This window comes from Pirellulales bacterium (genome assembly GCA_035533075.1).
Lineage (GTDB): Bacteria > Planctomycetota > Planctomycetia > Pirellulales > JAICIG01 > DASSFG01.
The window spans coordinates 25291-51432 of sequence record DATLUO010000219.1; the positions used below are offsets into that span (position 1 = coordinate 25291).

The following is a 26142-nucleotide window of genomic DNA, read 5'->3' on the forward strand; positions in this document are numbered from 1 at the left end:
TGCGAAATGCAAATTGCGAATTGGCAATTGACCGCCGTACCGTCGACCGTATTCTTGCACCGCACGTAGCAGACAACGTCATCGCGACAGATCCTTTGTTAACCATCCAAGCATCGTCGCCCCTTTACCAATTTCAAATCTGCAATTTGCAATTCGCAATTCGCAATTTCCCCCTTACTGGCCGCCGCCGCCGGCTCCGGCCGCTGCCTCGGGCTTCTGCCCCGATTTCAGCGCCTTCTCGCGCTCCAGCCGCAACTGCTCCAGCCGCGTGAGCCGCTTTTCGGGCGGCTTCTCTGGCTGAGGCGCGGCGGCCACCGCCGTCGGCATCGGCGCGGGAGCGGTGGGCTTGGGCGGTAGCGGCGTGTCAATCCGCAATTCGCCCCCGCCCAGGTTGTGTACGATCGGTTCGCCGTTGGCCATCACGGTCGCACGGCAAAGCAACGTCTTATGACGGCCCGCCGGCGATTTGGCGGTGGTCTTCACGTGGAAGACGAGTTCCGTCGCGTCCTTGGTGAGCTTGGTCGGCTCGGTCGTTACTTCGAACGGCGTGCCCAACAACTCAACGACGGCCTCGCCTTCGAACGCCTTGTTGTTCTCGACCTTCACCACCACGTCGGTTTCCTGGCCCTGCTCGCAGGCCGTGGCATTGAAGGCGAACTTCACGTAAGGCTCGGCCACTTCGAGATTGGCGAGTTGCGTCGAGGCCATGATGCCTTCGTCGCCCACATTCGACCGGCCAATCACGGCGATCTTCCAGTGCCGGATTTCCGCCCCGCCGTTGGCCGTGAGCGGAATGACCGCTTCGTTCTCGTTCTCGGCGATCTTGATGTCGCCCGACGAGCCGACGCCCGGCGGGTTGTAAAGCATGCGAATGGCAATCGGCGCCGTAAAGCCTTCTTTGCGTTTGGCCACCACTTTCAGGCCCATCGAGCCGTTGCGGACCAGCGGCACCTTTGGCTCGACAACGTCGATGGTAAACGGTGCTTCAGCAGTGATCGCCGTGGCCATGCGGTGTGCGGTATGGCCCCACACCATGATGTTGTTCTGGCCTCGCACCAACCCAGTGACCTGCTCGACGTGCCCCTCGACTGGAATTTTCGAGTCGGTCGGTCGGCCAATCACATCCACCAGTGCTCCGGCCAAAGTCGCACCGGGCGCCGCCGTGAACAGCACCGGCACCTGGCTCTGGTTGGCCGCCATGGGCACGGTTTCGAACGTCAGGCCGGCCGGCAGGTCTTTCATGTCGAGCAGCAACTCGCCGCCAAAATCTTTCCGCTGAGCGCTGACCAGAATCGCCATGCGATTGCCCTGCGGTACGCTGGTGGTAATGTCGAAATACTGCCTGCGTTCGGGCAAGCCCATGGTGAGCCTGGGGTGTACCGGCTCGAGTTGCACGCGATAGGCGTAATCGACGCGGCCTTTGTTCAGGTGATCGCGCACGCTGACCAGATAGTTGCCGTCGGCGGGCGGGTTGAATCGCAGATAGCTGTCGGGTCCGCCGCTGTCGTCGTTGCCCGCCACCGTTCCGCCGTCTTCGCGGTGAATGTACAGGACCGGATCAAGTTGCGAACGAATTCCGCGGCCAAGCACATGGATGTCGAGTTGCTGGCCTTTCTTGGCGGCGAACTTGAAGAAGTCGATATCGCCGTCCTTTTCAATCACGCCGTTGAGAGCGGCGGGCGTTTCGAACACGGGTGCGTTGACCGGTGCGTCGTTCGGCTCGACTTCCATCACGTTGGTCAGGCCATCGAGCACGAAGGCGTTCGGCGAAGGAGAAATGCCCTTGTCGTCCTTGGCAAACAGGCCGAAAGGCACCGTCGCGTCGACCGGGACGACATAGTTCTCGCTTCGCTCACCGAGCATGTCGCCGAGCCATCGCAGGGCAACCGTCTCACCCGGCTTGCCGCCGGCAGGAATCGCGGCGGTCGGCCGCGGGAAGCGTCCGACGTGCAAGCGATAGGTGCAGGCGCCGTTGCCGCCAAACGCGCTCTCGCGGACCATGATCGTATACTGGCCGTCATCGGGAGCGACGATCGACACCACGCCGTCTTGCCAGACCAAAGCCGCGTCGTCGCAGGCGGTCAGCTCGAAGCGGTTCTTGTCGAGGACCGACAGCACCGGATCGAAGAAAAAGTTGCCCAAGCGGATGCCTTCGATCTCGGCCGTGATCCGCTCGCCTTTCTTGGCCTCGACGAGGTAATAGTCGACGTCTTCGTTGTTCACGAAACCGTTGACCGTGACGTCGAGGTTGATCTTTTGCGGCGTGGCGAACTCGCTGTTCGGCTCGACCTCGGCGACTTCGGGCATGGCGCCCACGCTGAAGGTGCGCAGGTTGCTGATGCCCGTGGCCGTGCGCATCCGCATGGCGTGAATGCCGATGCGGCAATCCGGAGCGATTTGCAGCCGCGTTTTGACGGCCTTTTCGTTGCCGGCTTCGAGGCTCAGGACTTTGATGCCCGGATAATAGAGCATGATTTCCTGAGCGTCTTCGAGATCGTCGCCGTTGAAGGACACGTCGATTTCGGTTCCCCGCTGCGCGCCGTAGGGTGCAATGCCATTCAACCGCGGCCCGCCGAACCCCCGCCGCCGCTGTGCCAGCGCGACGTTGGATGCCAGCAGAACCGCCAAACCGACGACAACGACTCGATGGACTGTGGAAGTCATAATCTCGTGTTCCAATCCAAAATCCAAAATCGAAAATCCAAAACGGAACGGTGGGCCAGCGCTCGCAAGCTCGCTGGTCCCACCCTACATAATTACGCGAGCAGCCCCTTGCGCACCTTGCCGCCGTCGACGATCTCGATCGGCCGGTTGCCGGGGGCCATCAGCTCTTTGTCGGCGATGATGCCGAGTTGGTGGTACACGGTCGTCGCCAGATCGGCAGGTCCGATCTCGTCTTCTTCCGGCTCGCTGGCGGTCGAATTCGACGAGCCGAAGATCGAGCCGCGCTTGATGCCGCCGCCCGCCAACACCACGCTGAACACCTTCGGCCAGTGGTCGCGGCCGGCGTTCTGGTTGATCTTCGGCGTGCGGCCGAACTCCGACGACACCATCACCAGCGTGTCGTTCAACAGGCCGGCGCGGTCGAGATCGGCAATCAGGGCCGAAAACGCCTGGTCGAAGGCGGGCATCTGGTTCCGCATGCTCTGCGTGATGGCGTTGTGCATGTCCCAGCCGCCGTAGGTGAGCGTGACGAAACGCACGCCCGCGGCCACCAGCCGCCGGGCCATCAGCATCCGCTGCCCGGCCTGATTGCGGCCGTATTCGTCGCGGACGCTGGGCGATTCGGCGTCGATGTTGAACGCCTCACGGGCCTGCTGCGAGCTGACCAGGCTGTAGGCCCGATCATAAAACGTGTCCATCGCCGTCAAAGCGTCGGACTTTTCCTTCTTGGCGAAGTAATCGTTCACGGCCTCCAGCGCCGAGCGACGGCGGCTGAAGCGGGCTTCATCGACACCCCCTTGCGTCGCCAGATCGAGCACCTTGAAGCCGTTGTTGGCCGGATCGGAGCCGAGGCTGAACGGGGCGAACGACGAGCTGAGGTAGCCCGTGCTGGCGAATTCGTTCGGCACGTTGGGAATGCAAACGTAGGGCGGCAGATTGTTCCGCGGGCCGTACTCGTGGCTCACCACGCTGCCCATGCTGGGGAACACCAACGCCGGGCTGGGCCGATAGCCGGTGAACATGTTGTGGGTGCCGCGCTCGTGGGCGGCCTCGCCGTGCGACATCGAGCGGACCACGGTGATCTTGTCGGCGATGGCCGCGGTCTTAGGCAGCACCTCGCAAAACTCGGCCCCCGGAATCTTAGTGGGAATCGGTTTCATCTCGCCGCGGTATTCCAGCGGGGAGAAGGGCTTCGGATCGAACGACTCCTGCTGGGCCATGCCACCCGGCAGAAAAATATGTATCACGCTCTTGGCCTTGGCCTCGATGAAGTCGTAATTCTTTTGTTCCGCCTTGGCCTCCTGAAGTCGAAAGAAATCCGCCAGCGACAGTCCGATGCCACTCACGGCACCCACGGTCAAAAATCCACGTCGGCCGACGCGATCGGTAAGCATGCAACTTCTCCTCGATAGGGGTTGAAAAGCGGTTTGGTTCAGGGCGGGCATTCGGTTCCACGGGCGGCCGCGGTGCGGCAAAAGGCCCGGAAAACGCGAAACTTGGACTACTTCATCCGCAGGCCGGGGTGGGGCGCCTCTCGGCCTCTCTCTTCGGGAGGCGGCACGAGCGGCGTATCCGGCTGTCGGCAGATGCGGGGTGTGCGTTGGCATCTGCCCAGGCAGGTCTCTGGCATTCGTTCTTGGGCAAACCAGCCCTAACCCATCAACGAATACCAAGCTGACGATACCCGGTGTCGAAGCGAATGTCAAAGAGATTTTATTCAACCAGCCCCCGCAACGTCCGCAGATTCAGCACGTCGAGCTCTTCGCCGTCGACGATCCCCTTGGGCGTTTCCAGATACATCGGCACCTGCTGAAACCGCTCGTCGTTGAGCAAATGCCGGAACGGTTCCAGGCCCAGCTTTCCCCGGCCGATGTGCTCGTGGCGGTCGACGCGCGAGCCGAGCTCGCGTTTGCTGTCGTTGAGGTGAAACGCCTTCACCCGTTCCAGCCCCACGAGGGCGGCAAGCTGCTTCATGGTGGCCCGATACTGGCGGAGCGTGTGCAGCGGGTAGCCGGCCGCGAAGATGTGGCAGGTGTCGACGCAGACGCCGAGCCGTTCGGGCTGCTTCACGCCGTCGAGAACCGCCGCAAGCTGCTCGAAGCGATGGCCGAGGCAGCTTCCCTGGCCGGCGGTCGTTTCCAGCAGGATGCGCACCTGAACCCCGCGCGTCTGGCGGTGGATTTTATTCAGCGCCGAGACGACCCGCCGCAGCCCTTGCTTTTCGCCGCTGTCGACGCACGCGCCGGGGTGCGTCACCACGTAGGCCAGGCCCAACAGCTCTGCCCGCTGGATTTCGACGACGAACGCCTCGATGCTGCGCCGCCAGAGCACTTCGTCGGGGCTGGCGAGATTGATCAGATACGAGTTGTGGGCGATCGGATGTCCGATGGTCAACGCCGAGAGCGTCGAGCGGAACTTGACCGCTTCGTCTTCCAGGATCGGCTTGGCCCGCCATTGGTTGCTGTTCTTGGTGAATACCTGAAGGCAATCGCAGCCGCAACGATGGGCGATCTCGATGGCCTTGTAGTATCCGCCGGCAATCGACGTGTGCGATCCGAGAATAGGCATCTTCAACTCGCTTATCTGACCGTTTGTTCGCCCGACCCAGCGGGACCGCTAAAGACCACGGTTCATTTTAGCGGTTCCTGCCGGAAACAGCCGCCAGCCCCGGCACCAAAAAATCAACCGACCCATCAGGGAGCGCTTGCATTGCGCGCCTGCAAGCGTTAGATTGACGGCGTCGGCCAATCGCCGACCGCCCAGTCCAGATACCTGCCCCGTCTGCGACTGGGTTTTTCTTGCGCCGTTGCGAACGCCAAGGAAAGGACCAGAACCGTGCCAAAAAAGCCAAGCCGAGCATCGAAGCGGCCAGCCTCGATCCGCTGGGAGTTCGAGCCAGACATCCCCACGCACGACTTTTTCGAAGGCGGATCCCTGGATGACTTGGGGAACCTTGACGAAGCCGTCGATGGCTTCGTCTGGTGGTTGGAAAAGGGTTATTTTATGATCTGGGAGGCGGTCGTCTGTGAAGAGCAGGACATCCCCCTCACGCCCAGGCAGAAGAAGATGTTGGGCGGCCTGCTGAACTTCAATGATGTTGGAGACGATGAAACCCTTTACATCGACGAAATCCCCCGGCCCAGCGAACCCTGGCACGTCATCCTCAACAAGATCGTGCCTCACCTGCTGATCGAGCCATTTCGCACTTTTGACGGTCACGAGCAGGTGCAATGCGATGGCTGGAACCGGATTGCGACCGCCCTGCGAGAGCATGGGCTGGGCCTTTCTTTGCCTCCCGGCGTGGAATCTTGGGAGGCATTGGTTCCGGTGGAGTTGCGGCACAAACTCTGGCTGCAATCGTGCTTCAACAGCCTCGACGGCTTGGGACAGGATGCGAGCCTGACCCTGAAAAACCCTGGAGAGCATTACCTGGTGGACTGGTGCGTCAAACGCTTGCGGGAATGCAAAGAGAGCGTCGCCTACTTCGGTCTCACCCTTGAATCGCTGCTCAACCGGCTTGTGTTGCCCGTGCAGGACCAGCCGATCTTCTTGAAAATGATGCAGGACAAGCTCGGCCTGAGTTCGGACCACGAACAAATCGCCGGCCGGCTTTAGCGTTGAAGTGGGCGTCGTGGGGGCAATCACCCCGCAGTCATTGCCGCCAGTCCATTCGATTCGCTCCTTCGCCTGATTGACCGTTCAGCGACGACCGTGCGTTCCGGGCCGTCAAAAGTCGCCCGACACCGTCAGGTCGTCGAAATAGGTGCGGGCGTCGGCTTTCGTCCACAGGCCGATACGCCCGGCATCGGCGAACGTCGTGTCTTCGGCGTCGAGATACCGTTTGCCATCGTAGTAGCAATCGATCCCGTCGCCGCGCATGGTGACGCGGAGGGTGTGCCAGCCGTCGGTGTGCTTGATGTCACGGCTGTCGAGCAGCGTCCGCTTGCCGGCGACAACGTGATAGAGACGGAAGTTGTTCTCCAGCGGGTTATAGCGGCAGATGTAGTAGTTGTCTTTGTCCTTGGCCCGCCAGACCAGTCCGCCGCCGCGGTCGTCGTCGCCCGACACCGCTTTGAAGCGCACGCTCAGATCGACGTCTTGCACCTCGAAGCCGTCGACGAGCACCACGTTAAAAACCTTGTCGGGGTTCTTCGCCGACTGGAAGAGCACTTTGCCGCGGTCGACGAGGGCGGTTTTCCATTCGCCGACTTCCTCGCGAAAACCGCGCGGCACGGTGCCCGGCGCGTCGTCTTCGAATGTCCACGTCTGTTTCGCCTCCGCGGCCGCCAGGAATCCAGCAGTCAAGCAACAAGCAATGGCCAAGAACCTTCGTGCAACCATCGTGAGTTTCTCCAACGGCAATCATTTGCGGCCGGCTCTGTAGAGAACGCCCTCCGTGGTGTTCCGCGAAGACCGGCACGGCGCCAACCGTCGTGCGGCGGAACGCCACGGAGGGCGTTCCCTACAGAGCCGGCACCAGCGACATTATAGTGGACCATTTTCGATTTCGCTGCTACCGTTAGGCGTTGGTTCTTCGGGAATGAGCTTTGCATTCCTGGAGGGACGTTTGGCACGTAAGTTTTTGCGGAGGTCAGCCATGAAAATCGAGTTGCGCTACTGCTCGGTTTGAAACTACGAACCGAAGGCTGTCAGTTTGGCAAGCCGAATTCTGTCGCAATACAAATTGCAGATCGAACGCCTGGAGTTGGTGCCCGACCGTGGAGGATGTTTCGAGCTTTCGGTCGACGGCGATCTGATCTACTCGAAGCTCAAGACGGGCGAGTTTCCGGATGAGGAGGCGATGATCGGCAGCATCGGCAAGCAGCTTAAAAAGAGGTTGTGAGCCGGACGGCTCGCGTCTGTTTGTACTGCACGCGCGAAACGGAGACATCTTCGGTGGCTGGGGCAGAGGCTGGCCACGTAACGGTCGAGAATGCTCAGAAACGCCGCGGCCAGCCGATGCCCCGGTAGCGTCACCACCGGGGCATCGCTTGGCCGGCGGCGCGTTTTGTGGTGCGAACTCGGTCTCGGCCAAGCTCTGCCCCAGCCACCCCCATTTCTCTCGACGACGCCCCGTCTACCGTCAGCCGAGCTTCTTGCGCAAGGTGGCGCGGTGCATGCCGAGCATCTGAGCGGCCGCCAGGCGGTTGTTGCCGGTACGCTCCAAGACCGCATCGAACAGCGGCGGCTCCACGGTGTCGAGCAACTGTTGATACAACTCGACCGGCGCATCGGCAGACGCCAGCCGCGCCGCCACCCAACCGCGCACCGCGTCGCCCAATGCGGTGCCGACGTCGACAGCGCAATTGGCCGTCGGCGGGCATATCGGGGGCAGATGCTCGGGGTAGATCGTGCCCGACCGGGCCAACAGGGCGGCGTGCTCGACGGCGTTTCGCAGCTCGCGCACGTTGCCCGGCCAAGGGCGGCGGCGAAGTTCGTCGATCGTGGCATCGGCAAAGGCTGCTTGCCCGTTGGCGTGCAGCCGGCGCAAGAAGTGCTCGGCCAACGGTGCGATGTCGTCGACCCGCTGGCGCAGCGGCGGCAGCTCGATCTCGAATACGGCCAGGCGGAAAAACAGGTCTTCGCGAAACGTGCCGGCCTGGACCTCCTTTCGCAAGTCGCGATGCGTGGCCGCGATCACGCGAAAGGCCGCCTTGCGAGGACGCACGTCGCCCACGGGCGTCACCTCTTGCTGCTCCAGCGCCCGCAGCAGTTTCACCTGCACGGGAAGCGGAATCTCGCCCGCCTCGTCGAAGAACACCGTGCCGCCGTCGGCCAGTTCCAGCAGTCCCTGGCGGGCCTGGTCGGCCCCCGTGAAGGCGCCCCGCGCATGGCCGAACAACTCGCTTTCGACCAGTGCCGGATTGAGCGCGGCCAGGTTGACGGGCACCAGCGGGCCGGACGCGCAGGCCGAGTGCCGATGGATGGCCCGCGCCACCAGTTCCTTGCCGGTGCCGCTTTCGCCCGTGATCAGCACCGACGCGTTCGTATCGGCCACCAGCGCGATGCGTTTGAAAACCTCCTGCATGGCGGGACTCGTCCCCACCAGTTCTTCCGTCACCGCGGCGCTCGCTGGCGCGGCCGCCACGGGCGCGACGCGTCGGGCAAGCGCCCGACGCATGACCGATGCCGCCTGCTCGACGTCGAACGGCTTCGTCATATAGTCGAAAGCGCCGTTGCGGACCGCTTCGACGGCCGTCGCCAGATTGCCGAACGCCGTCATCACCACGATCGGCGCCTGTGGCTCGAGCGCTTGCAATTCGCGCATGGCCGAGAGACCATCCATGCCGGGCAAGCGGACGTCGAGCAGCACCAGGTCGAACGGCCGCCGCCGGGCCAAGTCGATCGCCTCTTCCGCCGACGCCGCAGCGACGGCCGTATGTCCTTCGTCGACCGCCAGCCGCCGCAGCGCCCAGCTTATGGTCTCTTCGTCGTCGACGATCAGAACGTTCATGGGGCAATTCTGGATTTTGGATTTTGGATTTTGGATTGTTCCGCGTCCGGTTTTGGCTGTTGATTCAATCCAAAATCCAAAATCGAAAATCCAAAATCGTGCCTGGGCAGGCGCAGCTCAAAACAGGTCACACCGCCCTGGCGCCGATAATCGAGCGTCCCGCCGTGGGCCTGGGCGACCTGTCGGGCAACCGCCAACCCCAGGCCGATGCCTTCGGGCTTCATCGTGGCGAAAGGCTCGAACAGCCGCTCGGCGATCTCGGCGGCAATGCCCGGCCCGCCATCGAGCACGCGCAACAGCACTTCTTGTTTCGTCGCGGCAAGCTCCAACCGCAGCCATCCGCCGGGTCCGGCTGCCTCGACGGCGTTCAGGGCCAGGTTCATCAGCAGTTGCCGGAGTTGTTCCGGGTCGGCTTCGACGCAGCCCTCGCCTTCGTTGGTAATGAGCGGCGAGTCGCGACGCTCGTCGGTCGTCCGCAGGTCGACTTTACGGTGGCGACAAGTCGGTTCGATCATCTTGGCGACGTGCTCGACGATCGGCCAGGGATCGCAACGGGTTTTCTGCAGCGGCCGGGGCTGACCGGCCGAGAGGAACTGTTGCAAGTGCTCTTCGGTCAACTGAAGCTGCCGCAGGGCGACATCGAGGCTCTCGTCATCGGCATGACAGCCGTGCCGCTGGTGAAGCTGCACGGCCATGCGAGCGCCGGTGATGTCGTTGCGTAGATGGTGGGCCAGTCCGCCGCTGAGCTGGCCCAGCAACGTGAAGCGCTCGGCCCGGCCGATGGCGCGGCGCATCTGCGTTAATTGCTCGGCGAGCACGTTGACGGCGCGCGCGAGATCGCGCAGCTCGTCGTTTCGCTGCGGCAACGGCAGGGTCTGAAAATCGCCCTCGGCAAGCCGGGCCACCTGGGCGCGCAGACGGGCGATGGGGCGGCCGAGTCGAACGGCGATGACGGCGGCCACCACCATAAACGCGGCCAGCGTCGCCGCGCCGACGAGGAGCGGCGGCAGGGCGGCTTCGCGCCGGCTGGCCCGCCAATGCTGCTCGGGATAAAGAATATCGAGCGTCAACGATTGCGTCGCCGGTCCCCGCGGCGGCATGGCCAGCGACGACAGAAAGAAACCGTTGCCGCCGGCTTCGATGAGCGGCCCCAAGGCAAGCTGTTGCCAAGGGCGGCCTGGCAAGCGGCCCGCGCTGTGGGCGGGCGCCGTTTTGCTCCGCGCCGCGACCTTGCCCGACGCGTCGAAGAGCACGAATTCCGCGCCGCTCAGGCCGCGCATTTGTTCCAACACGGTGTCGGTGAGCGGGAAGGTCGACTCCACGAGGGTGCGCCCCAGATTGCGCACTTGCTCGTCGATTTGCCGCTCGGCGCGTCGGGCCGCCAGGAGCGCGCTGAGCGCGCTGACCGACACCAGACCGATCAGCATGGCCGCGGCGAAGGGAACCAGGATTTGGTAGCGGATGGGCCAGCGCATGGCAAAGTCGCGAAAAAGAGCTTCCCTTGGCATCATAGATGGCCCGGCGTGGGCCTTCAAGAAACGCCGTGGTGGTGATACCATTTGCCTTATGACAGAAACACCCCCCACCCCGCATCCGGAAAACGCCCCGCCGCCCTGCGCCATGGTGATCTTCGGCGCCAGCGGCGACTTGACCAAGCGAAAGCTGCTGCCGGCGCTGTATAACGTCGCCACCAGCGGCCTGTTGCCCGAAAAGTTCGGCGTCGTCGGCTTTGCCTTCGACGAGATGAGCGCCGACCAGTTTCGCGACGCGCTGACCGCCGAGATGAAGGATTTCGTCGGTTCCGCGTTGGACGAAAAGCGGTGGAACGAAGAGTTCGCCAAACGCATCTATTACGTGAAGGGGAACTTCGAAGATCCGCAGGCCTACGCCGAACTGAAAAAAACGCTGGCCACCGTCGATCAGCAGTGCGGCACCGACGGAAACTACCTGTTCTACCTGGCGACGCCGCCGTCGTTCTTCGACAAGATCGTCAAGCAGCTCGGCGCGGCCGGCCTGGCCACCGAGCCGAGGGGCGAAGGCGACGACGGCCCCGCCAACCGCTACCGCCGCGTGATCATCGAAAAGCCCTTCGGCCACGATTTCGACTCGGCCAAAGCCCTGAATCGCGAGATCGGCAAGGTGCTGCGCGAAGACCAGATCTACCGCATCGACCATTACCTGGGCAAAGACACGGTGCAGAACATCATGATCTTCCGCTTCGGCAACGGGTTGTGGGAGCCGACCTGGAACCGCCGCTACGTCGATCACGTGCAGATCACCGTGGCCGAAAGCGTGGGTGTCGAGCATCGCGGCCTGTATTACGACAAAGCCGGCGCCCTGCGCGACATGGTGCCCAACCACATCGCCCAGCTCCTGGCGTTGACCTGCATGGAGTCGCCCATTTCGTTCAGCGCCGACTCCGTGCGCGACGAAAAGGCCAAAGTGCTGCGGGCCATTCACCCGCTCGACGAAGAAGACGTGCTGCGCGACGCGGTGCGCGGGCAGTACGGGGCCGGCACCGTCGACGGGCATCCCGTGCCCGCCTATCGGGCCTCGCCCAACGTGTCCCGCGATTCGAGCACGGAGACGTACGTGGCCATGAAGCTCTCGATCGACAACTGGCGCTGGGCCGGGGTGCCGTTTTATATCCGCACCGGCAAATGCCTGCCCACGCGCGTCACGGAAATCGTGATCCAGTTCAAGCACGTGCCGCTGATCTTGTTCCGCGAGACTCCGGTCGAACGGCTGACGGCCAACCAGCTTATCTTGCACATTCAGCCCGACGAGGGGATCTCGCTGCGTTTCGAGGCCAAAAAGCCGGGCTTCGGCATCGAGACACACCCCGTGACGATGGACTTCAGCTACGAACAGGCGTTTGGCATGAAGCCGCTGACGGGCTACGAAACGCTGCTCTATGGCTGCATGCAGGGCGACGCCACGCTCTTCTTGCGGGCCGATTTCGTCGAGACCGCCTGGGGCTTTTTGCAGCCCATCCTCGACGTTTGGGGCACCTTGCCGGCGCGCAAGTTTCCCAACTATGCGGCCGGAAGCTGGGGACCGAAGGAAGCCGACGAACTGATCGGCACCGACGGCCGGCAGTGGAGAAACCCATCATGATTCTGGCGGGCGACGTCGGAGGAACCAAGACCAACGTCGGTTTCTTCCAAGTCGAAGGCCACGGCCGCTCGCTGCGAGTCACGTCGGTCGTCGAACAAACGTATCACAGCCGCGAACACGCGAGTCTCGACGAGCTGGCGCTGGCCTTTCTCAACCAGCACAAGCTGCAAGCTTCGGTGGCCTGCTTCGGCGTGGCCGGACCCGTGCGGCACGGCCATAGCCAGGCCACGAACCTTCCCTGGACCATCGACGCCGCCCGGCTGACAGCCGAATTGCGCGTCGAGCGAACGCTGCTCATCAACGACCTGGAAGCGAACGCCTGGGGCGTCGCCCAGCTCGACGAGCGGGATTTCGCCGTGCTGAACCAAGGCGCCGCTGATAGCGAAGGCAACGCCGCCGTGATCTCGGCCGGCACGGGCCTGGGCGAAGCCGGGCTTTACTGGGACGGCCGGCGGCACTTGCCCTTTGGCTGCGAAGGCGGGCACGCCGATTTCTCGCCCCGCAACGCGTTGGAAAGCGGGCTGCTGGCATTTCTCTTGGAAGAATTCGGGCATGCATCTTGGGAGCGGGTTCTTTCCGGCCCCGGTCTGCACAACGTTTATCGTTACCTGTGCCGAATCAAACCTGGGGCGGAATCGCCGGAGGTGGCCCGCGAGATCGCGACCGGCGACCCTCCGGCGGTGATTTCGTTGGCGGCCCAGCAGGGTTGTTGTCCGATCTGCACTGAAGCGATGGGTCTGTTCGTCTCGCTGTATGGGGCGGAGGCGGGCAACCTGGCCTTGAAGCTGATGGCGACCGACGGCGTGTACCTTGGCGGCGGCATTGCGCCGAAGAACGTGGCGGCACTCCGGCAGGGCGACTTCATGCGGTCTTTTGCCGCCAAGGGCCGCATGCGGCCGGTGTTGGAAGCGGTTCCGGTGCGGGTGATCTTATCAGCCAAGGCCGCGCTGCTGGGCGCGGCCCGCTGCGCGGCCACCCGTAGCCCGCTTGCTCCGCAAGCGGAGGGACCGTAGCCCGCTTGCTCCGCAAGCGGAGTGAACTTCCGGTCGCAAGGCGGACGTAACCCCACCATTGGCCAACTGACAGATTCTGTCAGTTGCGCAGGCGTTCCCCGTCCGGCCGGCAAGCCAAGCGATCATCGCGATCTAAAACACTTGTGAAAAATAAAAGCATTTAGCGTCATGGCCCAGCGGTAACACCTGTCCGCATATACCTTTAGAGCCAACAGGCCCACGTCGTTTGCTGAAAACTTGATCGCTCCGTCCCCAAGATTCACGAGCCCCAACAGCTCGCGTTGGAGGATTCCAAGCGTGCTGTTGAGTTGAGCGACAATTGAAAGCTCCTCACCCGCGGATGCGGGGATGATTTTGTAGAATTCCTTGCCGTACACGCCGTCGACATTCCATAGCACCATGTGCCGCTCGCCAAACGTGCGCGGGAAGAGAATCGGCGCTTTCAGCGAGGAATTTCCCTCCTGCTTGACCCCGTAAAGGACCACTCCCGCGCAGTCTGTTGTCAGCTTGATTTGCTTGGCATCCTTGGCTGGCTTGAGGGGGTCAATACCGCGGCACGCTGGCGTCGATCTCGGCCGACCAGGCGTCGATGCCGCCCGACATGCTTTGGGCCGCGGCAAAACCCTGCTGACGCAACCACTGGGCCACCCGCAGGCTGCGGCCGCCGTGGTGGCAATGGACCACGATCGCTCGGCCGCGGTGCGGCTCAAGTTCGCTCACGCGCTCTTGAATCTCGCTCATCGGCAACAACCTCGCGGCGACGATCTTGGCCACCGCATATTCGTCGGCCTCCCGACAGTCGAGCAGCAGAAAGTCGTCGCCCGCGTCGAGCTTGGATTTGACCGCCTGGCAGGGAATTTCCAATTCAAGTTCGGACATGGGCTATCAACGGTGGGTGGTAATGATTTCAGGCCATTCTACCGCGTTGCTTTTGATTTAGGCAACGAACGCACCCGGCTACCGGTATTGATTTCATCTGCTGCCGCGTGCGGTATATAATGCCTCCGCATCAACCACCCTACTCGTGACTTCCGCCGTGGCCCAGCTCGATCCGGACCGCCAACGCGAATTTGCCCTGTCGATCGTCGAGCGGCTGCGCGAGGCGGGGCACGAAGCGTATTGGGCCGGCGGTTGCGTGCGCGATCTGCTGTTGGGCCGGCAACCGAAGGATTACGACGTGGCCACGAACGCCCGGCCCGCCGAAATCCGCGATCTCTTCGGTCGCCGCAAGACGCTCGATATCGGCGCGGCCTTCGGCGTTGTGGCCGTGGTCGGCCCCCGGCAGTCGGGCATCGTCGAAGTCACCACCTTTCGCTACGACGTGGGCTATAGCGACGGGCGGCATCCCGACGGCGTCACCTTCACCACCGCCCAGGACGACGCCCAGCGCCGCGACTTCACCATCAACGGCCTATTTTACGATCCGCTGGCCAACGACGAAAGCCGGCGCGTGATCGACTTCGTGGGCGGCATCGACGACCTGGAGCGGCACGTGGTGCGCGCCATTGGCGATGCTCGTGCCCGCTTCGGCGAAGACAAGCTGCGCATGCTGCGCGGCGTGCGGTTTGCCGCCACGTTCGGCTTCGCGCTCGATGCCGCCACGCGCGAGGCCATCGTAGAGTTGGCGCCGACGGTCAGCGTCGTCAGCGCCGAACGAATCGCCCAGGAAATGCGGATGTTGCTGGTCTTGCCGGCCCGAGCGCGGGCGGCGGACCTATTGCGCGAGACGGGCTTGCTGGCTTCGATCTTGCCCGAACTCGTGCCGCTGGCCGATACGCCGGTCGCGCCGCACCGGCCCGAGCTGGGCAATCTTTGGCGGCGGACGCTGGCGGTGCTCGATGGGCTTCAGCGGCCGCGGTTTCCGTTGGGTCTGGCCGCGCTGTTGCACGCCGCAGCCTGTCAGGGGCATGAGCCGCCGGAGGGCGAGGGTGCTCACCGGGCCGCTGAGATCGTCAACCAGGTGTGCCAGCGCTGGCGGCTGTCGAACAAAGAAGCGGAACGGGCCTCTTGGCTCGTCGAGCGGCACCGCGCGCTGCTGAATGCGGAGCAGATGCCGTGGCCGCGGTTACAGCGGCTGTTGACGAGCGAGGGAATCGACGACCTGTTGAAGCTGCACGCGGCCATCGCCGCGGCCGCCGGCCACGACGCGTCGCACGTCGACTATTGCCGCGGCCGGCTGGCGTTGCCGCCCGATGAGTTGAACCCGCCGCCCCTCTTGACCGGCGACGACCTGATTCACCACGGGATTCCGCCGGGGAAGATTTACAAGAGCCTGTTGGACCAGGTGCGTGATGCTCAGTTGGAGAAGTCCGTTCGCAGTCGTGAAGAAGCGATCGCGCTGGTCGATCGGATCGTGCAAAAGGGTCTTGGGACTTAGGTCACGGGTCTTGGTCTCGAAGTGCATGCACATGTTTCAGTATGACGCTGTTGACGAAGCGGCGACTGAGCGACTCGGCATTGAAGTTGCGAACGTCGTGCCTCGCCCGGCGGTCGTCGCCTTGTGCGGCACGCTTGGCGCCGGAAAGACCCGGTTGGTGCGCGCCATCGCCCGCGGCCTGGGCATCGATCCGGAATCCGTAACCAGCCCGACGTTCGTTTTGCTGCACGAGTATCCCGGCACGACGCCGCTCTTTCATTTCGACGCCTATCGTTTGCGCGACGAAGACGAGTTCTGGCAGCTTGGGGCCGACGAGTATCTCAGCGGTCAGGCGGGCGGAGTCGTCGTCATCGAATGGGCCGACCGCGTTGCCGGCTGCTTGCCCGACGAACGGCTGGACATCACGATTGAGGTTGTCGGCCCGACGGAGCGCCGCTTTTCGATCGCGGCCCACGGCGACCGCTACGAGGCGTCGCTCAGGCAGCTCATCCGGCGGTATGGTGGATCTTAGCCCGGCGGTGCGCGGATTTATTCACGGCGCCGACCGCACTGCAACGCCAAAATGCTGCGCTCGTCGCGGACTGCCGTAGGTGGCCTCGTCGGTCACTAGCCGTAGCGAGCGAATGCGGCGCGGGCCGATTTCATAATCGAAGTAGCCGGCCACCGTCGCCTCGACAAAGTTGTCGTCGTCGCGGCGGGGGTAGAAAGGGTGCTTCATTTTCAGCTCGCCATCCAACCGCACGCGCGCCAAGCCCTCTTCGACCGAGACGACCTTTGCCCGCAGCGACTCCCGGTCGATCCGGTTGTCGGCGAGGTCGTTGTCCTCGGTGTCTGGATAAAACCGCAAGTAAAGCTTGGCAACCACTTCGCGATCAGGTGCGGAACCAGCGAGCCGGGCGGCGCCTTCGGCGGCGCGGCCTGAGCGGCCGGTTTGGCCACCGGTTCTCCCGCCTTGGGTTTCAGCTCGTCGATCGCGCAACGCAGCATGTCGAGCACGCGACTGGCCTTGGCTTCGGCCACGTGCAAAGAATCGAAGGCGCGGCCATCGGAGGCGAGGATGTAGGCGTGTACGCTGCCGATCGAGGCCTTTGCGGCGCCCTTGGCTTCGGCTTCGCGATTGAAGCGAGAGAACTCTTCGAACAGGCGCCGATAGGCCGCTTTTTCTTCGCTGGAGGCAGCCTCGTTGTGCGAGAGATAGACCCCGTCGACGCGGACTGCCACGAAGCTGCTGTTGAGCAGGGAGATGATGGTTTCGTTGGAGAGCGGACCCGCTCTCACGCAGGCACCGTACACCAACCCGAAGCGCCAGCGAGGAGCGTGAAAAGGCGGCAAAACCTCGCTTGCGCTTCGGGTTAGTGTGAAAATGGGAACGCGTTCGGCGAAGCTTTACCTTTTCGCAGGGCGGCGGGCCGTTGTATAATGACGCCTGTATAATGACGCCGCGAGACCGCCTCACCCAGACTCAAAGGATTTCGACAACGTGCCAAACAGAATGCTGCTTGCTACCGCGTGGTTGGTTCTCTTTTCGCCCCGATTGGGCATGGCGGCGGATGCCACGGACTGGCTCTCGTGGCGCGGGCCGATGGCCAATGGCAGCGTTGAACAGGGGAATTACCCGGTTCAGTTCGGGGGAGACCATTATCGCTGGCGCACCCCCTTGCCGGGCAAGGGTTGTTCGACGCCCATTTTGCTCGACGGGACGATCTACCTGACTTCTCCCGCCGACGGGAAGGACGCGCTCGTCTGCTACGACTCACACGGCGCCGAGAAATGGCGGGCGGTCTTCGGCAAAGAGAACCCAGGGAAGCATCGCAACGGCTCCGGGTGCAACGCCTCCCCGGTGACGGATGGCAACGCTGTGTTCGTCTTCTTCAAGAGCGGCACCTTGGCGGCCGTCGAACGCGACGGGAAAGTGCGTTGGCAGACCGACCTCGTGGAGCGTTATGGCAAAGACACGCTGTTCTGGGACCATGGCACTTCGCCCGTGTTGACGAACAAGTACGTCGTCATGGCCCGCATGCACCAAGGCGAGTCGTGGTTGGTCGCCTTCGACAAAGCCACCGGCGAACTGGCCTGGAAGGTCGCCCGCAACTACTCGACGCCCACCGAATGCGATCACGGCTACGCAACGCCGCTGGTCATTCAGCATCAGGGGCAGGAGTCGGTCCTGGTTTGGGGCGCCGAACATCTGACCATTCACACCGCGGCGGACGGGCAGGTTAACTGGTCGTGCGGCAATTTCAATCCGGGCGCCAACGCCTTGTGGCCCGCCATCGCGACGCCCGTGATCGTGGGTGACATGGCGGTGATTGCCTACGGCCGCAACGATCGCGGAATTCCGCGACTTCATGGAATTCGGCTGACGGGCAGCGGCGACGTCACGCAAACCAACCATGTCTGGAAGCGAGAAGATATTGGCACCTTCGTCCCGAGTCCGGCCGTTTACCAGGGCCGGGTGATTCTCGTCCGCGACCGCGGCCAGGTCGTGAGCATCGACCCCGCCACAGGCCGGACGATTTGGGAGGGGGCGTTTCCCAAGCATCGGGCGAACTTTTACGCCTCGCCGCTGATCGCCGCAGACAAGCTCTACGCGCCGCGCGAGGACGGCACCGTGTTTGTCGCCAGCATCGCCAACGACCAATTCAAATTGTTGGCTGAGAACAACATGGGCGAATCGATCATTGGTTCGCCCGTTCCGGTCTCGAACTGCATCCTCCTCCGCGGCGAGCAGCATCTGTTCTGCGTCGCCTCGGAGAAATCGCCGCTGACCCAGGCGGCCGCCGGGCGGTAGTGGAAGAATTGCTCGCGGGTCGGTTGTGGCAGGGCCATCTTGGCCCTGATCCGCGATCTGCGATGTAAGATAAACACTGCTCTGCTCCGCCGCTCGCAACGGGTCGTCCTCATGCTCGTCATCGCACGTATCGACTTCGGCTTCTGGTTACGGAGGGTCGTGACCTGGGATGCACTTTTGCCCATCGTGATCTGGGTCGCGCCATCGGTGATCGAGGTCCTCTTGCCGAATCGTCGCGGTGCCATGGAAATCGCGGCCCTCGTGCTGCCGATCGCCGCGGTGTTTCTGCGCTTCCGTGCCGGCATGCGGCACATCGCATCCAACCGTTGCTCGAGGCTGGTCCGTGGAGTGCAGGTCGCCGTCTTCATGGTCGGCATGCTTCCGCTGATCCTCTTCGATTGCTTCATGATCCTTTCCCACAACATGCCCGCGCTCGGGCCGATGCCGGCCGAAGACGTGATCGTCTGGTCCATCCTCCTTTCGATCTACGTCACGGCGATGGTCATTGCCATGTACCCCGGCCGTCTTGTGGACGACAACCCCTACTGCGGATCGCTCGAATCGCCAAGGCCAGCGGAGCTCGAGGGACGGCAGTGGCAGCCGCCGTGGGCGTTCTTTGCATTGGTGATCTCTTGCATTATCTGCGGGGCATTGGCCGCCGCGATGCCTCGGCACGAGCCGATGCGAGACCTGATCGCCTGGAACAGCGTTTTCACCGGATCCGGCGCGTTGGCTCTCCTTCTTCGTTCTCTGCAAACCCGTGCCGTCGCGCGCAAATCCGACAACCGCCAAAGACCGCCAGCCGATCCGGCTCCTGCGCCAGAGACGCGCCGGATGCGGGGGTGAGGCCAACGGACTCGCTTGCCGGCAGGCAAGCGGAGTAGAATTTCGTGGACGGCCGGACGCGCCGGGACTGTTGGCGCTCCGCGGCCCGACGCCTAGAATGGAAGCACGAGGTGGCACTATGGCGATTGTAACCGAACAGCGCGTCGCGCCGCTGATGGCAGGCGATCAATTGACCCGCGACGAGTTCTTGCGCCGTTGGGAAGCCGATCCGAGCATCAAGCTGGCCGAGTTGATCGAAGGGACCGTCTACATGCCTTCCCCGGTTTCTGCCGAGCACGGCGACATGGATGGAGACGTTGGTGGTTGGCTAAGCACCTACAAAGCTGCCACGCCGCGCACCGCCAGCGGCCGAAACACAACGTCGTTCCTGCTCGACGACACCCCGCAACCCGACCTAAATCTGCGGTTGCTGCCGGAGTATGGCGGCAGCTCGTGGGTCGAAGACAAATTCCTGCACGGCACGCCCGAGTTGCTTGCGGAAGTTGCTGTTTCTACCGCCTCCTACGATCTGCACCAGAAATTCAGGCTTTATCAGTCGGCCGGCATTCCCGAATATCTGGCCGTCGTGGTCTTCGAGCAGGAAATCCGCTGGCACATGCTGGTCGACGGTCGCTACCAGCTTCTTTCGCCCGACGCCGACGGACTCTATCGCTCGCGAATCTTTCCCGGCCTTTGGCTCGATGGCAACGCTCTTTTGTCGGGAAACCTGCGGCAGGTGCTGGATCGCTTGCAGGAAGGTCTGCGGTCCGCCGAGCACGAGCGATTCGTGGCCCAACTTGCCGCGCGACGCAAAGCATAGCTTAGCACGCGGATCGCCGCTGATCGCGGGAGGCCTATCCACTGCGTTCGCGCGGCATGGTAAAATGCGTTCGGCCGGGCAAATCCTCCCCAGTTCTCGCGCTCGATCGATCCATGTCCATCGCGCAATCACCTGTCAAGCCTGATGCGGCCCTGCTGCACGACATTGATTGGGGCACCTATACGAGGCTGCTGCGCGCCTTCGAGGGAAGACGACGCTTCAGGCTCACCTACGACCGCGGGACCCTGGAAATCATGAGTCCACTCTGGGAGCACGAAAAGGCGGCCTACGTCCTGGGAGCAATGATCGACGTCCTCGTCCAGGAACTCCGACTGCAGTACGAACCGGGGCGCACCGTCACCTTGAGGCGGCGACGTAAGAGCCGAGGGCTCGAGCCGGACAACTGCTATTGGATCGCCAGCGCGGGACAGCTTGCGGGAAAGACGCACCTCGACTTGGGCGTCGATCCGCCTCCGGACCTGGCGATCGAGATCGACGTCAAGCACAGCTCGCTCGATCGGATGAGCATCTATGCCGCCCTGGGCGTGCCCGAAGTGTGGCGCGTGACCTCGGCAGAATTGACCTTCAACAATCTCAAAAGCGGCGTCTACGAGGTGCGCCCGTACAGTGTATCGTTTCCCCGACTGGCCGGCGCCGACCTGCTTGCTTTCCTGAACCAGCCGGGCCCGACCGGCACAGCGGCGCTGATCGCGCAGTTCCGCGATTGGGTACGGCAAGTTCTGCTTCAACGCTGACGCATTGACACCGGCGTGGCGAGGCCGCCGCGGCGGCGATAGAATGGCGTGAGGCACGTCGGCAAAGGGTTCTTGCATGGCCACCGCGGAAAAAGTTCGGCTGAGGGGAGAAAAACGGATCGTGCTGTCGGGCATATCCTGGGAACTGTATGAGCAGTTGCGCGACAATGAAGAAAACTGGCACGTCCGCATGGCCTACGATGAGGGGAGGCTCGAACTGATGAGTCCCTCGGCCGACCACGAAGCGATCAAAGAATTAATCTGTGATATGATTAAAGCGTTCGCTGAGGAATTGGGAATCCCGCGGCGGAGTCTGGGAAACACGACATGGAAGAGCGGCGAACTCGCCAAGGGGCTGGAGCCGGATGGGTGCTTTTACATTCTCAATCACCACCACGTTTGCCACCGCCGCCGCATCGATCTGGCGGTCGGTCCTCCGCCCGACCTGGCCGTGGAAACGGCAATCAGCCGGAGTGTCGTCCCGCGGCTGCGTATCTACGCGGCGCTCGGCGTTCCGGAAATCTGGCGGTGGCGTAAAAACGGACTCACCGCCTATTCGCTCGGCGCCGAGGGAAAGTACGTCGAACGCGAGTTCAGCTTGAATCTCCCGATGCTGCGGGTGAAAGACCTGGAGCCGTTTCTCGACTTCGAACTGGCGGCCGACGAAACCGCCTGGATCCGCAACTTTCGCGACTGGGTGCGCGAGCGGTTTCTTCACAAAAAGGCTTGACCAGGCGGCCGCCTGAACTGGCCCGCTGTGGCTCAGCGCCTCGCGTTACGTTTATTGCTTGGGACTCGTCGGGCGTTGACCGCCCGGCCGGTCCCCAATGATCGTGCGAGCGGGAAAGTCGAATTCCTTGCCTTTCATTTCGGCGAGCTTGGCCTCCTGTTCGTCGGTCAACACGGCCAGCGTCTCGGCCTCGGCCTTATCCTCCAGCGCTAGCAGCTCATTGCGCCACTGATCGAGCTCCGCTTGGGAGAAGTCTTGAAAACCGGGCTGACCGGGCGGCGGATTCGCCGCCTTCTGTCGGTGGTTTTGCACGACCTTCAGAATCTTACCGATGTTGTCCTGCTGCTCTTGCGTCAGGCCGAGTTCCTCGACAACCTCCGGTTGAATGAGGGCGCCAGCGCGGAGCCATTGCAACCACAACTGCTTGAGTCGGGTACGCTGCTGGGGGTTGAGAATTTGATCTACTTTCTCCGCCACCAACTTGCTCGCTGCGACTCCCTTTTTGTTTGTTTCCTCGAAGCGTTTCTGCCGCTCTTCGGGGCTCAGGTTCTGCGCCTCTCGGGTAGCGCCGCTTAGCTCGAGCAACGGCGCGAAGGCTTCCTCAATCTCTTGGGTTTGTTCATCGCTGACTGCCAACTCTTTGCGGACCTCCGGCGACCGCAAGAGCTCGACGGACGTGCCGAACCTGGGGCCGGGACGGAGCCGGTCGCCCACACGGCCGCGCGGCGCCTCCTGGGTCTTTTGTTGACTTCGCTCGCCGGTCGGCCGAACGATGTATTCTCCAAAAGGATTCCTTGGGAAAGCAAATTCTTTGCCGGTTAGTTCGGCAAATTTGGTCTTCTGTTCGTCGGCCAACACGTGCAGCATCTCACGTTTCGCCTTCTCCTTTCTCGCGTCCCAGTCAGCGACAAACTGTTGCTGCTCCTGCTGCGAAAGGTCCTGTAACCTGGGCTGGCCGGGCTCCGGGCGCCGCGCTGCTGCCGCGATCTCGCGCATTTTGTCCTGTTGCTCTCGCGTCAGGCCGAGCTCCTTGACCAGCTCGGGTTGAAAAAACGCGCGCATGCCCTGGAACTGTAGCCACAATTGTTTGTACCGCAGGCGCTGTTCGGGCTTGAGAATCCGGTTCACTTTTTCCTCAGCCAGCTTGGTCTCTTCGACTCTCTTTTTGAGAATCTCTTCCAAACGTTTTTGGTGGTCTTCGGGCGCGAGCTTCTGGGCCTCCCGAAGATCGCCGTTGAGCTCCTTCAACGGCGCGAATGCTTCTTGAATCTGTTTCTCCTGTTCCTCGCTGATGGCAAGCTCTTTGCGCACTTCGTCGCCCACCTGCGAGGTGCTCAGAAGCTGGAGGGGCGTATCAATCTGCGCGCCCATCGGGCCGCCAGGTATTGCCGGCTGCCCGCGGCGTGGCGGCTGGTCTTGAGCCCTGACGGTCGGTTCGTGCGGAGGATCGGCTGTGACGATGCGCCACTCGGGCATTTGCATGAAATGAATGACTGTGACGTCCTTCAGTTGCAAGGCGCGAGGTTCGCCGCCGGCGGCGGCAACGATTTCGAGCCGCGCCTTTTTTTTGCGAGGTTCGTTGATGTTTTCCACCACCTTGATTGCCAACGAGCGGCCATCGGGCGACCAGCACAAGCCGCCGATGGTCGCGTTCTCCTGCTCGGCCAGAACCTGCCGGGCATTCGAACCCTCGACATCGACGATCCACAAGCCGCCTTTTTCCGCGAGCGTGAAGCGGTGGTACGCGATTTGTTTGCCGTCGGGAGAGAAACGCGGGTACAAGTTCGCTGATCTGTCCTGTGTTATGCGGCGCTCTCCCGTGGCGTCGGGATGCATCATGTAGAGCTGATAACCGTTCTTTTCTTTCGAGTGGCGGCCTGAAATCGTCACCAACCAATTGCCGTTCGACGTCCAGTCTTCGACCTGTTCGGTTTCGGGGATGGGGAGTTTTTGCTTCTCTTTGGTCGCCAGTTCCAGCAACCATGACGTGCCGTACCAGCCCTCGCTGCCGTCGTTGACATGGTACAGCAGTCGTCGCCCATCCGGCGACCAGGCCAGCAGCGAACCACCTTCCATCAGTTTAATCGGTTGCGGATTCTGAATGTCCGCGAGGAAGAGATCCGAAGTGCCGCCGCTGCCCGGCGCCCCCTGAGGTTTGAACTCACTGTAGGCCACCCGGCTGCTGTCGGGCGAGAGCCGCATCCTTTGCCCCAGCGGGCCGACCTTTCGCCAGGAGCCGGTATTGGGATCGACCTCGATCACTCCTTGATAGTTGTGCGGGAAGGGCGCGTCGCTGCTCAGGTCCAGGATGACCCACACATAGATTTTGCCGGGTAATGCCTCGGGCTGCTTGGCCGCGTCCGGTTTATCATCTGCAGCCACGGCCGCGGCCGCGGCCTGAGGCGCAAGCCTCCAGGGGACGACGCTCAATGCGACGATCAGTGCGAAGACGCCGGCCGCAAGAGCCAGGCGACGAAACGAATAAGGTCGGACGCGAGACATGACTATCATCCTCCGTTCAAGGTTGCGAAAAGCCCCCAATACGCTGGCGGTGGACAGCGCGGACCGGGTCGGCAGTGGCTCTCGCGCGGCCAGCTTCAACAGCAGGCGGCCATACTCGACGGGCTGGGCCAGCCGCCCCTGGATGAGCAACTCGTCGCAGGCCGCTTCTTGGGCCTCGGACCAGCGGCGCACCATCAGCCACACCAGCGGGTGAAAGAAGAAAAGTGCCCGGACGGCCGTCGGCAGCCAGTTCCAGGCCAGATCGCGCCGCCGGTGGTGTGCCAATTCATGGGCCAGCATCAGCCGCAACTCGCCCGCATCGAAGGCCTCCAAGCGGGCCGGCAACACGATGGCCGGCCGCCAGATGCCGGCGAGTAGGGGACTGTCGACGCGCGGCGACAAGAGCAGCCGCGGCGGGCGGCGTAGCCCGAGCCGGTCCGCCTCCTGCCGGCAGGCCTCGCTCAGCGAACCGCTCACTTGCGGCGTGGCGGAAGCCGTCAGGCGTCGGGCCGCGAGCCACTGCCTGGCGATGCCGCCCAGCGAAACTACGGCGCCCGCCACCCACAGCACGAGCAGCAGGCCACCATAAAAAGGCCCCGGGCCGCCTTGCATCGGCACGACCGGCCTGGCGGCGTCGAACTGCTCGACGGCCTGCGCGGGTGGCTCGCCGGCAACGGGCAGCGCGACGTGCGACGACACCGTTTCGGGCGCGACGGGAGCCGCCGGCTCGGCGGGAAGCACTGGCAACGACAGCGGCTGAATCCAGAACAGGGCAACCAGCAGCTTGAGGCAAGCGAGGCGCCACAACCAGCAAGCGACCCGAGCCGAAAGGAACCTCGGCCAGCGGGTGATCGCCCAGACGAGGGCAATGGCAATCGCCCCCTGCCACGAAGCCCTCGCCAAGCTGGTGATCCACGCTTCGCCCCAGAGCTCGAAGTTTTGCAAAAATTGGCTCATGAGTCCCCTCTTTCACGAGATTCAAGGCGTTGGAGAAGATCTTTGAACTTACGGGCCTCGTCGTCGTTCAGCAACGACGAGCGCGTCAGATAGGCCACGAAGGGCGAGACCTCGCCGCCCAGCACCTCGTCGACAAAGCCGCTCACCAATCGGTGCAGCAGATCCGCTTTGGAGATCGTGGGCGTATAGCGATGTGCGCCGGAATCCTTGCGGCGTTTCAAATAGCCCTTCTCCCGCAACCGTTCCATGACGGTCAGCACCGTGGTGCGGGCCTGGCCGGTGGTCGCGGCGAAATGGGCCGCCACTTCGCGCACCGTAATCGGATGATGTTCGGTGATGTGCTGCAAGACCTCGAGTTCCAAGCGGCCGAGCGGTTCTTTGGGCGGTGGCACGAGCAGGCTCCTGTGACTACTGACGTAGTCATATTAGCGATGACTATGGATGTAGTCAATAGGCGCTCGGCAGATTTCCTGCGACCGGTCGGTTCAGGCGAAACATTTCCCCTGATGCTTCGCTGGTTGAGTTTGGGCCCAAAAACGCTGGTGCGCAAAGCCAAGACGCTCAAGTACGCGTCCCGCGCCCCGAACAAATCCATGCTAGCGGGGGGATCCGTTGCAACGTTGCAACGTTGCACCCAAACTCCTAAAGGCCGAGGGACAGTGCGTGATCGCGCGCGTCCAATTCAACGGGTTTGCGCGGGAACGGACCAAGCCAGTCGCAGGCGACGATACGGACGGGCGGAGACGATTCGCGGGGCGCGCGTGGGCGGGATAAGAGGACGGTGGAACTTATTGCGCACCAGTTGCGCGTCTTCGCGGCGAGTTGCGCGTCTTCGCCGGCGCACGAGGTTTTTCGTGCGCGGCGAACAGCGGCGTTCGAGTGCTGACAAGGCGCGTCTATCCGAACAATTCCCGGATCGGTTGGCCCGTGGTCAAGGTGCGCGAGATGCCGCTGGCGTCCTGCGGATTGTTGATGGGAATGTCGAGGGCGTGGTAGATGGTCGCCGCCAGTTCCTCGGGGCGAACCGGGTTACTGGTGGGATACTCGCCGTACTTGTTGGACTTGCCGTACACTCGGCCCCCGGCGATGCCCGCTCCGGCCAGGATGGCGGAGAAACACTGCGGCCAGTGCTGGCGG

At 63.0% G+C, this 26142-nt stretch carries 23 protein-coding genes and 1 pseudogene; 11 read left to right on the plus strand and 13 right to left on the minus strand.

Annotation, left to right across the window (positions count from 1 at the left end; translation table 11 throughout):
* Nucleotides 1–174 precede the first annotated feature (174 nt).
* The 3 genes from VNH11_28100 to VNH11_28110 all read right to left on the minus strand — a co-directional run bounded on the left by VNH11_28100 (nucleotide 175) and on the right by VNH11_28110 (nucleotide 5232).
* A complete protein-coding gene (locus tag VNH11_28100; protein ID HVA50250.1) occupies nucleotides 175–2664 on the minus strand; it encodes a PPC domain-containing protein in 2490 nt (829 codons plus the stop codon).
* Between the two features lie 92 nt (nucleotides 2665–2756).
* Entirely contained in the window at nucleotides 2757–4058 is a 1302-nt protein-coding gene (locus VNH11_28105; GenBank protein ID HVA50251.1) for a DUF1501 domain-containing protein, read from the minus strand.
* 319 nt (nucleotides 4059–4377) lie between these two features.
* Nucleotides 4378–5232, minus strand: a complete 855-nt coding sequence (locus VNH11_28110) for a deoxyribonuclease IV (protein ID HVA50252.1) — start codon at nucleotides 5230–5232, stop codon at nucleotides 4378–4380.
* A gap of 267 nt (nucleotides 5233–5499) precedes the next feature.
* Here VNH11_28110 and VNH11_28115 point away from each other — a divergent pair, with 267 nt between their 5' ends.
* Nucleotides 5500–6279, plus strand: coding sequence for a hypothetical protein (locus VNH11_28115; GenBank protein ID HVA50253.1), 780 nt, complete (start codon nucleotides 5500–5502; stop codon nucleotides 6277–6279).
* 111 nt (nucleotides 6280–6390) lie between these two features.
* Here VNH11_28115 and VNH11_28120 read toward each other — a convergent pair whose 3' ends face one another.
* Nucleotides 6391–6969, minus strand: a complete 579-nt coding sequence (locus VNH11_28120) for a family 16 glycoside hydrolase (protein ID HVA50254.1) — start codon at nucleotides 6967–6969, stop codon at nucleotides 6391–6393.
* Nucleotides 6970–7306: 337 nt separating this feature from the next.
* Between VNH11_28120 and VNH11_28125 the strand changes: the two are divergent.
* Nucleotides 7307–7507, plus strand: a pseudogene (locus tag VNH11_28125) (Rdx family protein).
* Between the two features lie 240 nt (nucleotides 7508–7747).
* Here VNH11_28125 and VNH11_28130 read toward each other — a convergent pair.
* A complete protein-coding gene (locus tag VNH11_28130; GenBank protein ID HVA50255.1) occupies nucleotides 7748–9118 on the minus strand; it encodes a sigma-54 dependent transcriptional regulator in 1371 nt (456 codons plus the stop codon).
* Nucleotides 9115–10593 (minus strand): HAMP domain-containing sensor histidine kinase, encoded by a 1479-nt coding sequence (locus tag VNH11_28135; GenBank protein HVA50256.1) that lies wholly within the window; start codon nucleotides 10591–10593, stop codon nucleotides 9115–9117. The genes VNH11_28130 and VNH11_28135 overlap by 4 nt, the downstream gene beginning before the upstream one ends.
* A 91-nt stretch (nucleotides 10594–10684) precedes the next feature.
* On the opposite strand from VNH11_28135, the gene zwf reads away from it, so the two are divergent.
* Both zwf and glk read left to right on the plus strand, forming a co-directional pair.
* A complete protein-coding gene (gene zwf / locus VNH11_28140) occupies nucleotides 10685–12235 on the plus strand; it encodes a glucose-6-phosphate dehydrogenase (protein HVA50257.1) in 1551 nt (516 codons plus the stop codon).
* Nucleotides 12232–13248 (plus strand): glucokinase, encoded by a 1017-nt coding sequence (gene glk, locus VNH11_28145; protein ID HVA50258.1) that lies wholly within the window; start codon nucleotides 12232–12234, stop codon nucleotides 13246–13248. The genes zwf and glk overlap by 4 nt, the downstream gene beginning before the upstream one ends.
* Nucleotides 13249–13370: 122 nt before the next feature.
* Here glk and VNH11_28150 read toward each other — a convergent pair whose 3' ends face one another.
* Nucleotides 13371–13733, minus strand: coding sequence for a hypothetical protein (locus tag VNH11_28150; GenBank protein HVA50259.1), 363 nt, complete (start codon nucleotides 13731–13733; stop codon nucleotides 13371–13373).
* 58 nt (nucleotides 13734–13791) lie between these two features.
* Complete coding sequence (locus tag VNH11_28155; protein HVA50260.1) at nucleotides 13792–14127, minus strand: rhodanese-like domain-containing protein; 336 nt, start codon at nucleotides 14125–14127, stop codon at nucleotides 13792–13794.
* A 145-nt stretch (nucleotides 14128–14272) separates the two neighbouring features.
* Between VNH11_28155 and VNH11_28160 the strand changes: the two genes are divergently transcribed.
* Both VNH11_28160 and tsaE read left to right on the plus strand, forming a co-directional pair.
* Entirely contained in the window at nucleotides 14273–15625 is a 1353-nt protein-coding gene (locus tag VNH11_28160; protein HVA50261.1) for a CCA tRNA nucleotidyltransferase, read from the plus strand.
* 31 nt (nucleotides 15626–15656) lie between these two features.
* Nucleotides 15657–16136 carry a tRNA (adenosine(37)-N6)-threonylcarbamoyltransferase complex ATPase subunit type 1 TsaE gene (gene tsaE / locus VNH11_28165; GenBank protein ID HVA50262.1) on the plus strand — a complete coding sequence of 160 codons (480 nt, stop codon included), beginning with the start codon at nucleotides 15657–15659 and terminating at the stop codon, nucleotides 16134–16136.
* 21 nt (nucleotides 16137–16157) lie between these two features.
* Here tsaE and VNH11_28170 read toward each other — a convergent pair whose 3' ends face one another.
* A complete protein-coding gene (locus tag VNH11_28170; protein HVA50263.1) occupies nucleotides 16158–16343 on the minus strand; it encodes a hypothetical protein in 186 nt (61 codons plus the stop codon).
* A gap of 2 nt (nucleotides 16344–16345) precedes the next feature.
* Nucleotides 16346–16903 carry a hypothetical protein gene (locus VNH11_28175; GenBank protein ID HVA50264.1) on the minus strand — a complete coding sequence of 186 codons (558 nt, stop codon included), beginning with the start codon at nucleotides 16901–16903 and terminating at the stop codon, nucleotides 16346–16348.
* Between the two features lie 214 nt (nucleotides 16904–17117).
* On the opposite strand from VNH11_28175, the gene VNH11_28180 reads away from it, so the two are divergent.
* The 5 genes from VNH11_28180 (at nucleotide 17118) to VNH11_28200 (ending at nucleotide 21546) form a co-directional block, all read left to right on the plus strand.
* Entirely contained in the window at nucleotides 17118–18416 is a 1299-nt protein-coding gene (locus VNH11_28180) for a PQQ-binding-like beta-propeller repeat protein (GenBank protein ID HVA50265.1), read from the plus strand.
* A gap of 111 nt (nucleotides 18417–18527) precedes the next feature.
* Complete coding sequence (locus VNH11_28185) at nucleotides 18528–19262, plus strand: hypothetical protein (GenBank protein ID HVA50266.1); 735 nt, start codon at nucleotides 18528–18530, stop codon at nucleotides 19260–19262.
* 118 nt (nucleotides 19263–19380) lie between these two features.
* A complete protein-coding gene (locus VNH11_28190) occupies nucleotides 19381–20061 on the plus strand; it encodes a Uma2 family endonuclease (GenBank protein ID HVA50267.1) in 681 nt (226 codons plus the stop codon).
* Nucleotides 20062–20174: 113 nt separating this feature from the next.
* Nucleotides 20175–20816 carry a Uma2 family endonuclease gene (locus tag VNH11_28195; GenBank protein ID HVA50268.1) on the plus strand — a complete coding sequence of 214 codons (642 nt, stop codon included), beginning with the start codon at nucleotides 20175–20177 and terminating at the stop codon, nucleotides 20814–20816.
* Between the two features lie 76 nt (nucleotides 20817–20892).
* On the plus strand, nucleotides 20893–21546 hold the full coding sequence (locus tag VNH11_28200; protein ID HVA50269.1) for a Uma2 family endonuclease: 654 nt from the start codon (nucleotides 20893–20895) through the stop codon (nucleotides 21544–21546).
* Between the two features lie 51 nt (nucleotides 21547–21597).
* Here VNH11_28200 and VNH11_28205 read toward each other — a convergent pair whose 3' ends face one another.
* The 3 genes from VNH11_28205 to VNH11_28215 all read right to left on the minus strand — a co-directional run.
* A complete protein-coding gene (locus VNH11_28205) occupies nucleotides 21598–25005 on the minus strand; it encodes a M56 family metallopeptidase (protein HVA50270.1) in 3408 nt (1135 codons plus the stop codon).
* The gene (locus tag VNH11_28210; GenBank protein ID HVA50271.1) at nucleotides 25002–25397 is read right to left on the minus strand and encodes a BlaI/MecI/CopY family transcriptional regulator; all 396 of its coding nucleotides are present in this window, start codon (nucleotides 25395–25397) and stop codon (nucleotides 25002–25004) included. The genes VNH11_28205 and VNH11_28210 overlap by 4 nt, the downstream gene beginning before the upstream one ends.
* Nucleotides 25398–25901: 504 nt before the next feature.
* Nucleotides 25902–26142, minus strand: a 241-nt coding sequence (locus VNH11_28215; protein HVA50272.1) for a DUF1501 domain-containing protein, incomplete at its 5' end; no start/stop codon positions are given.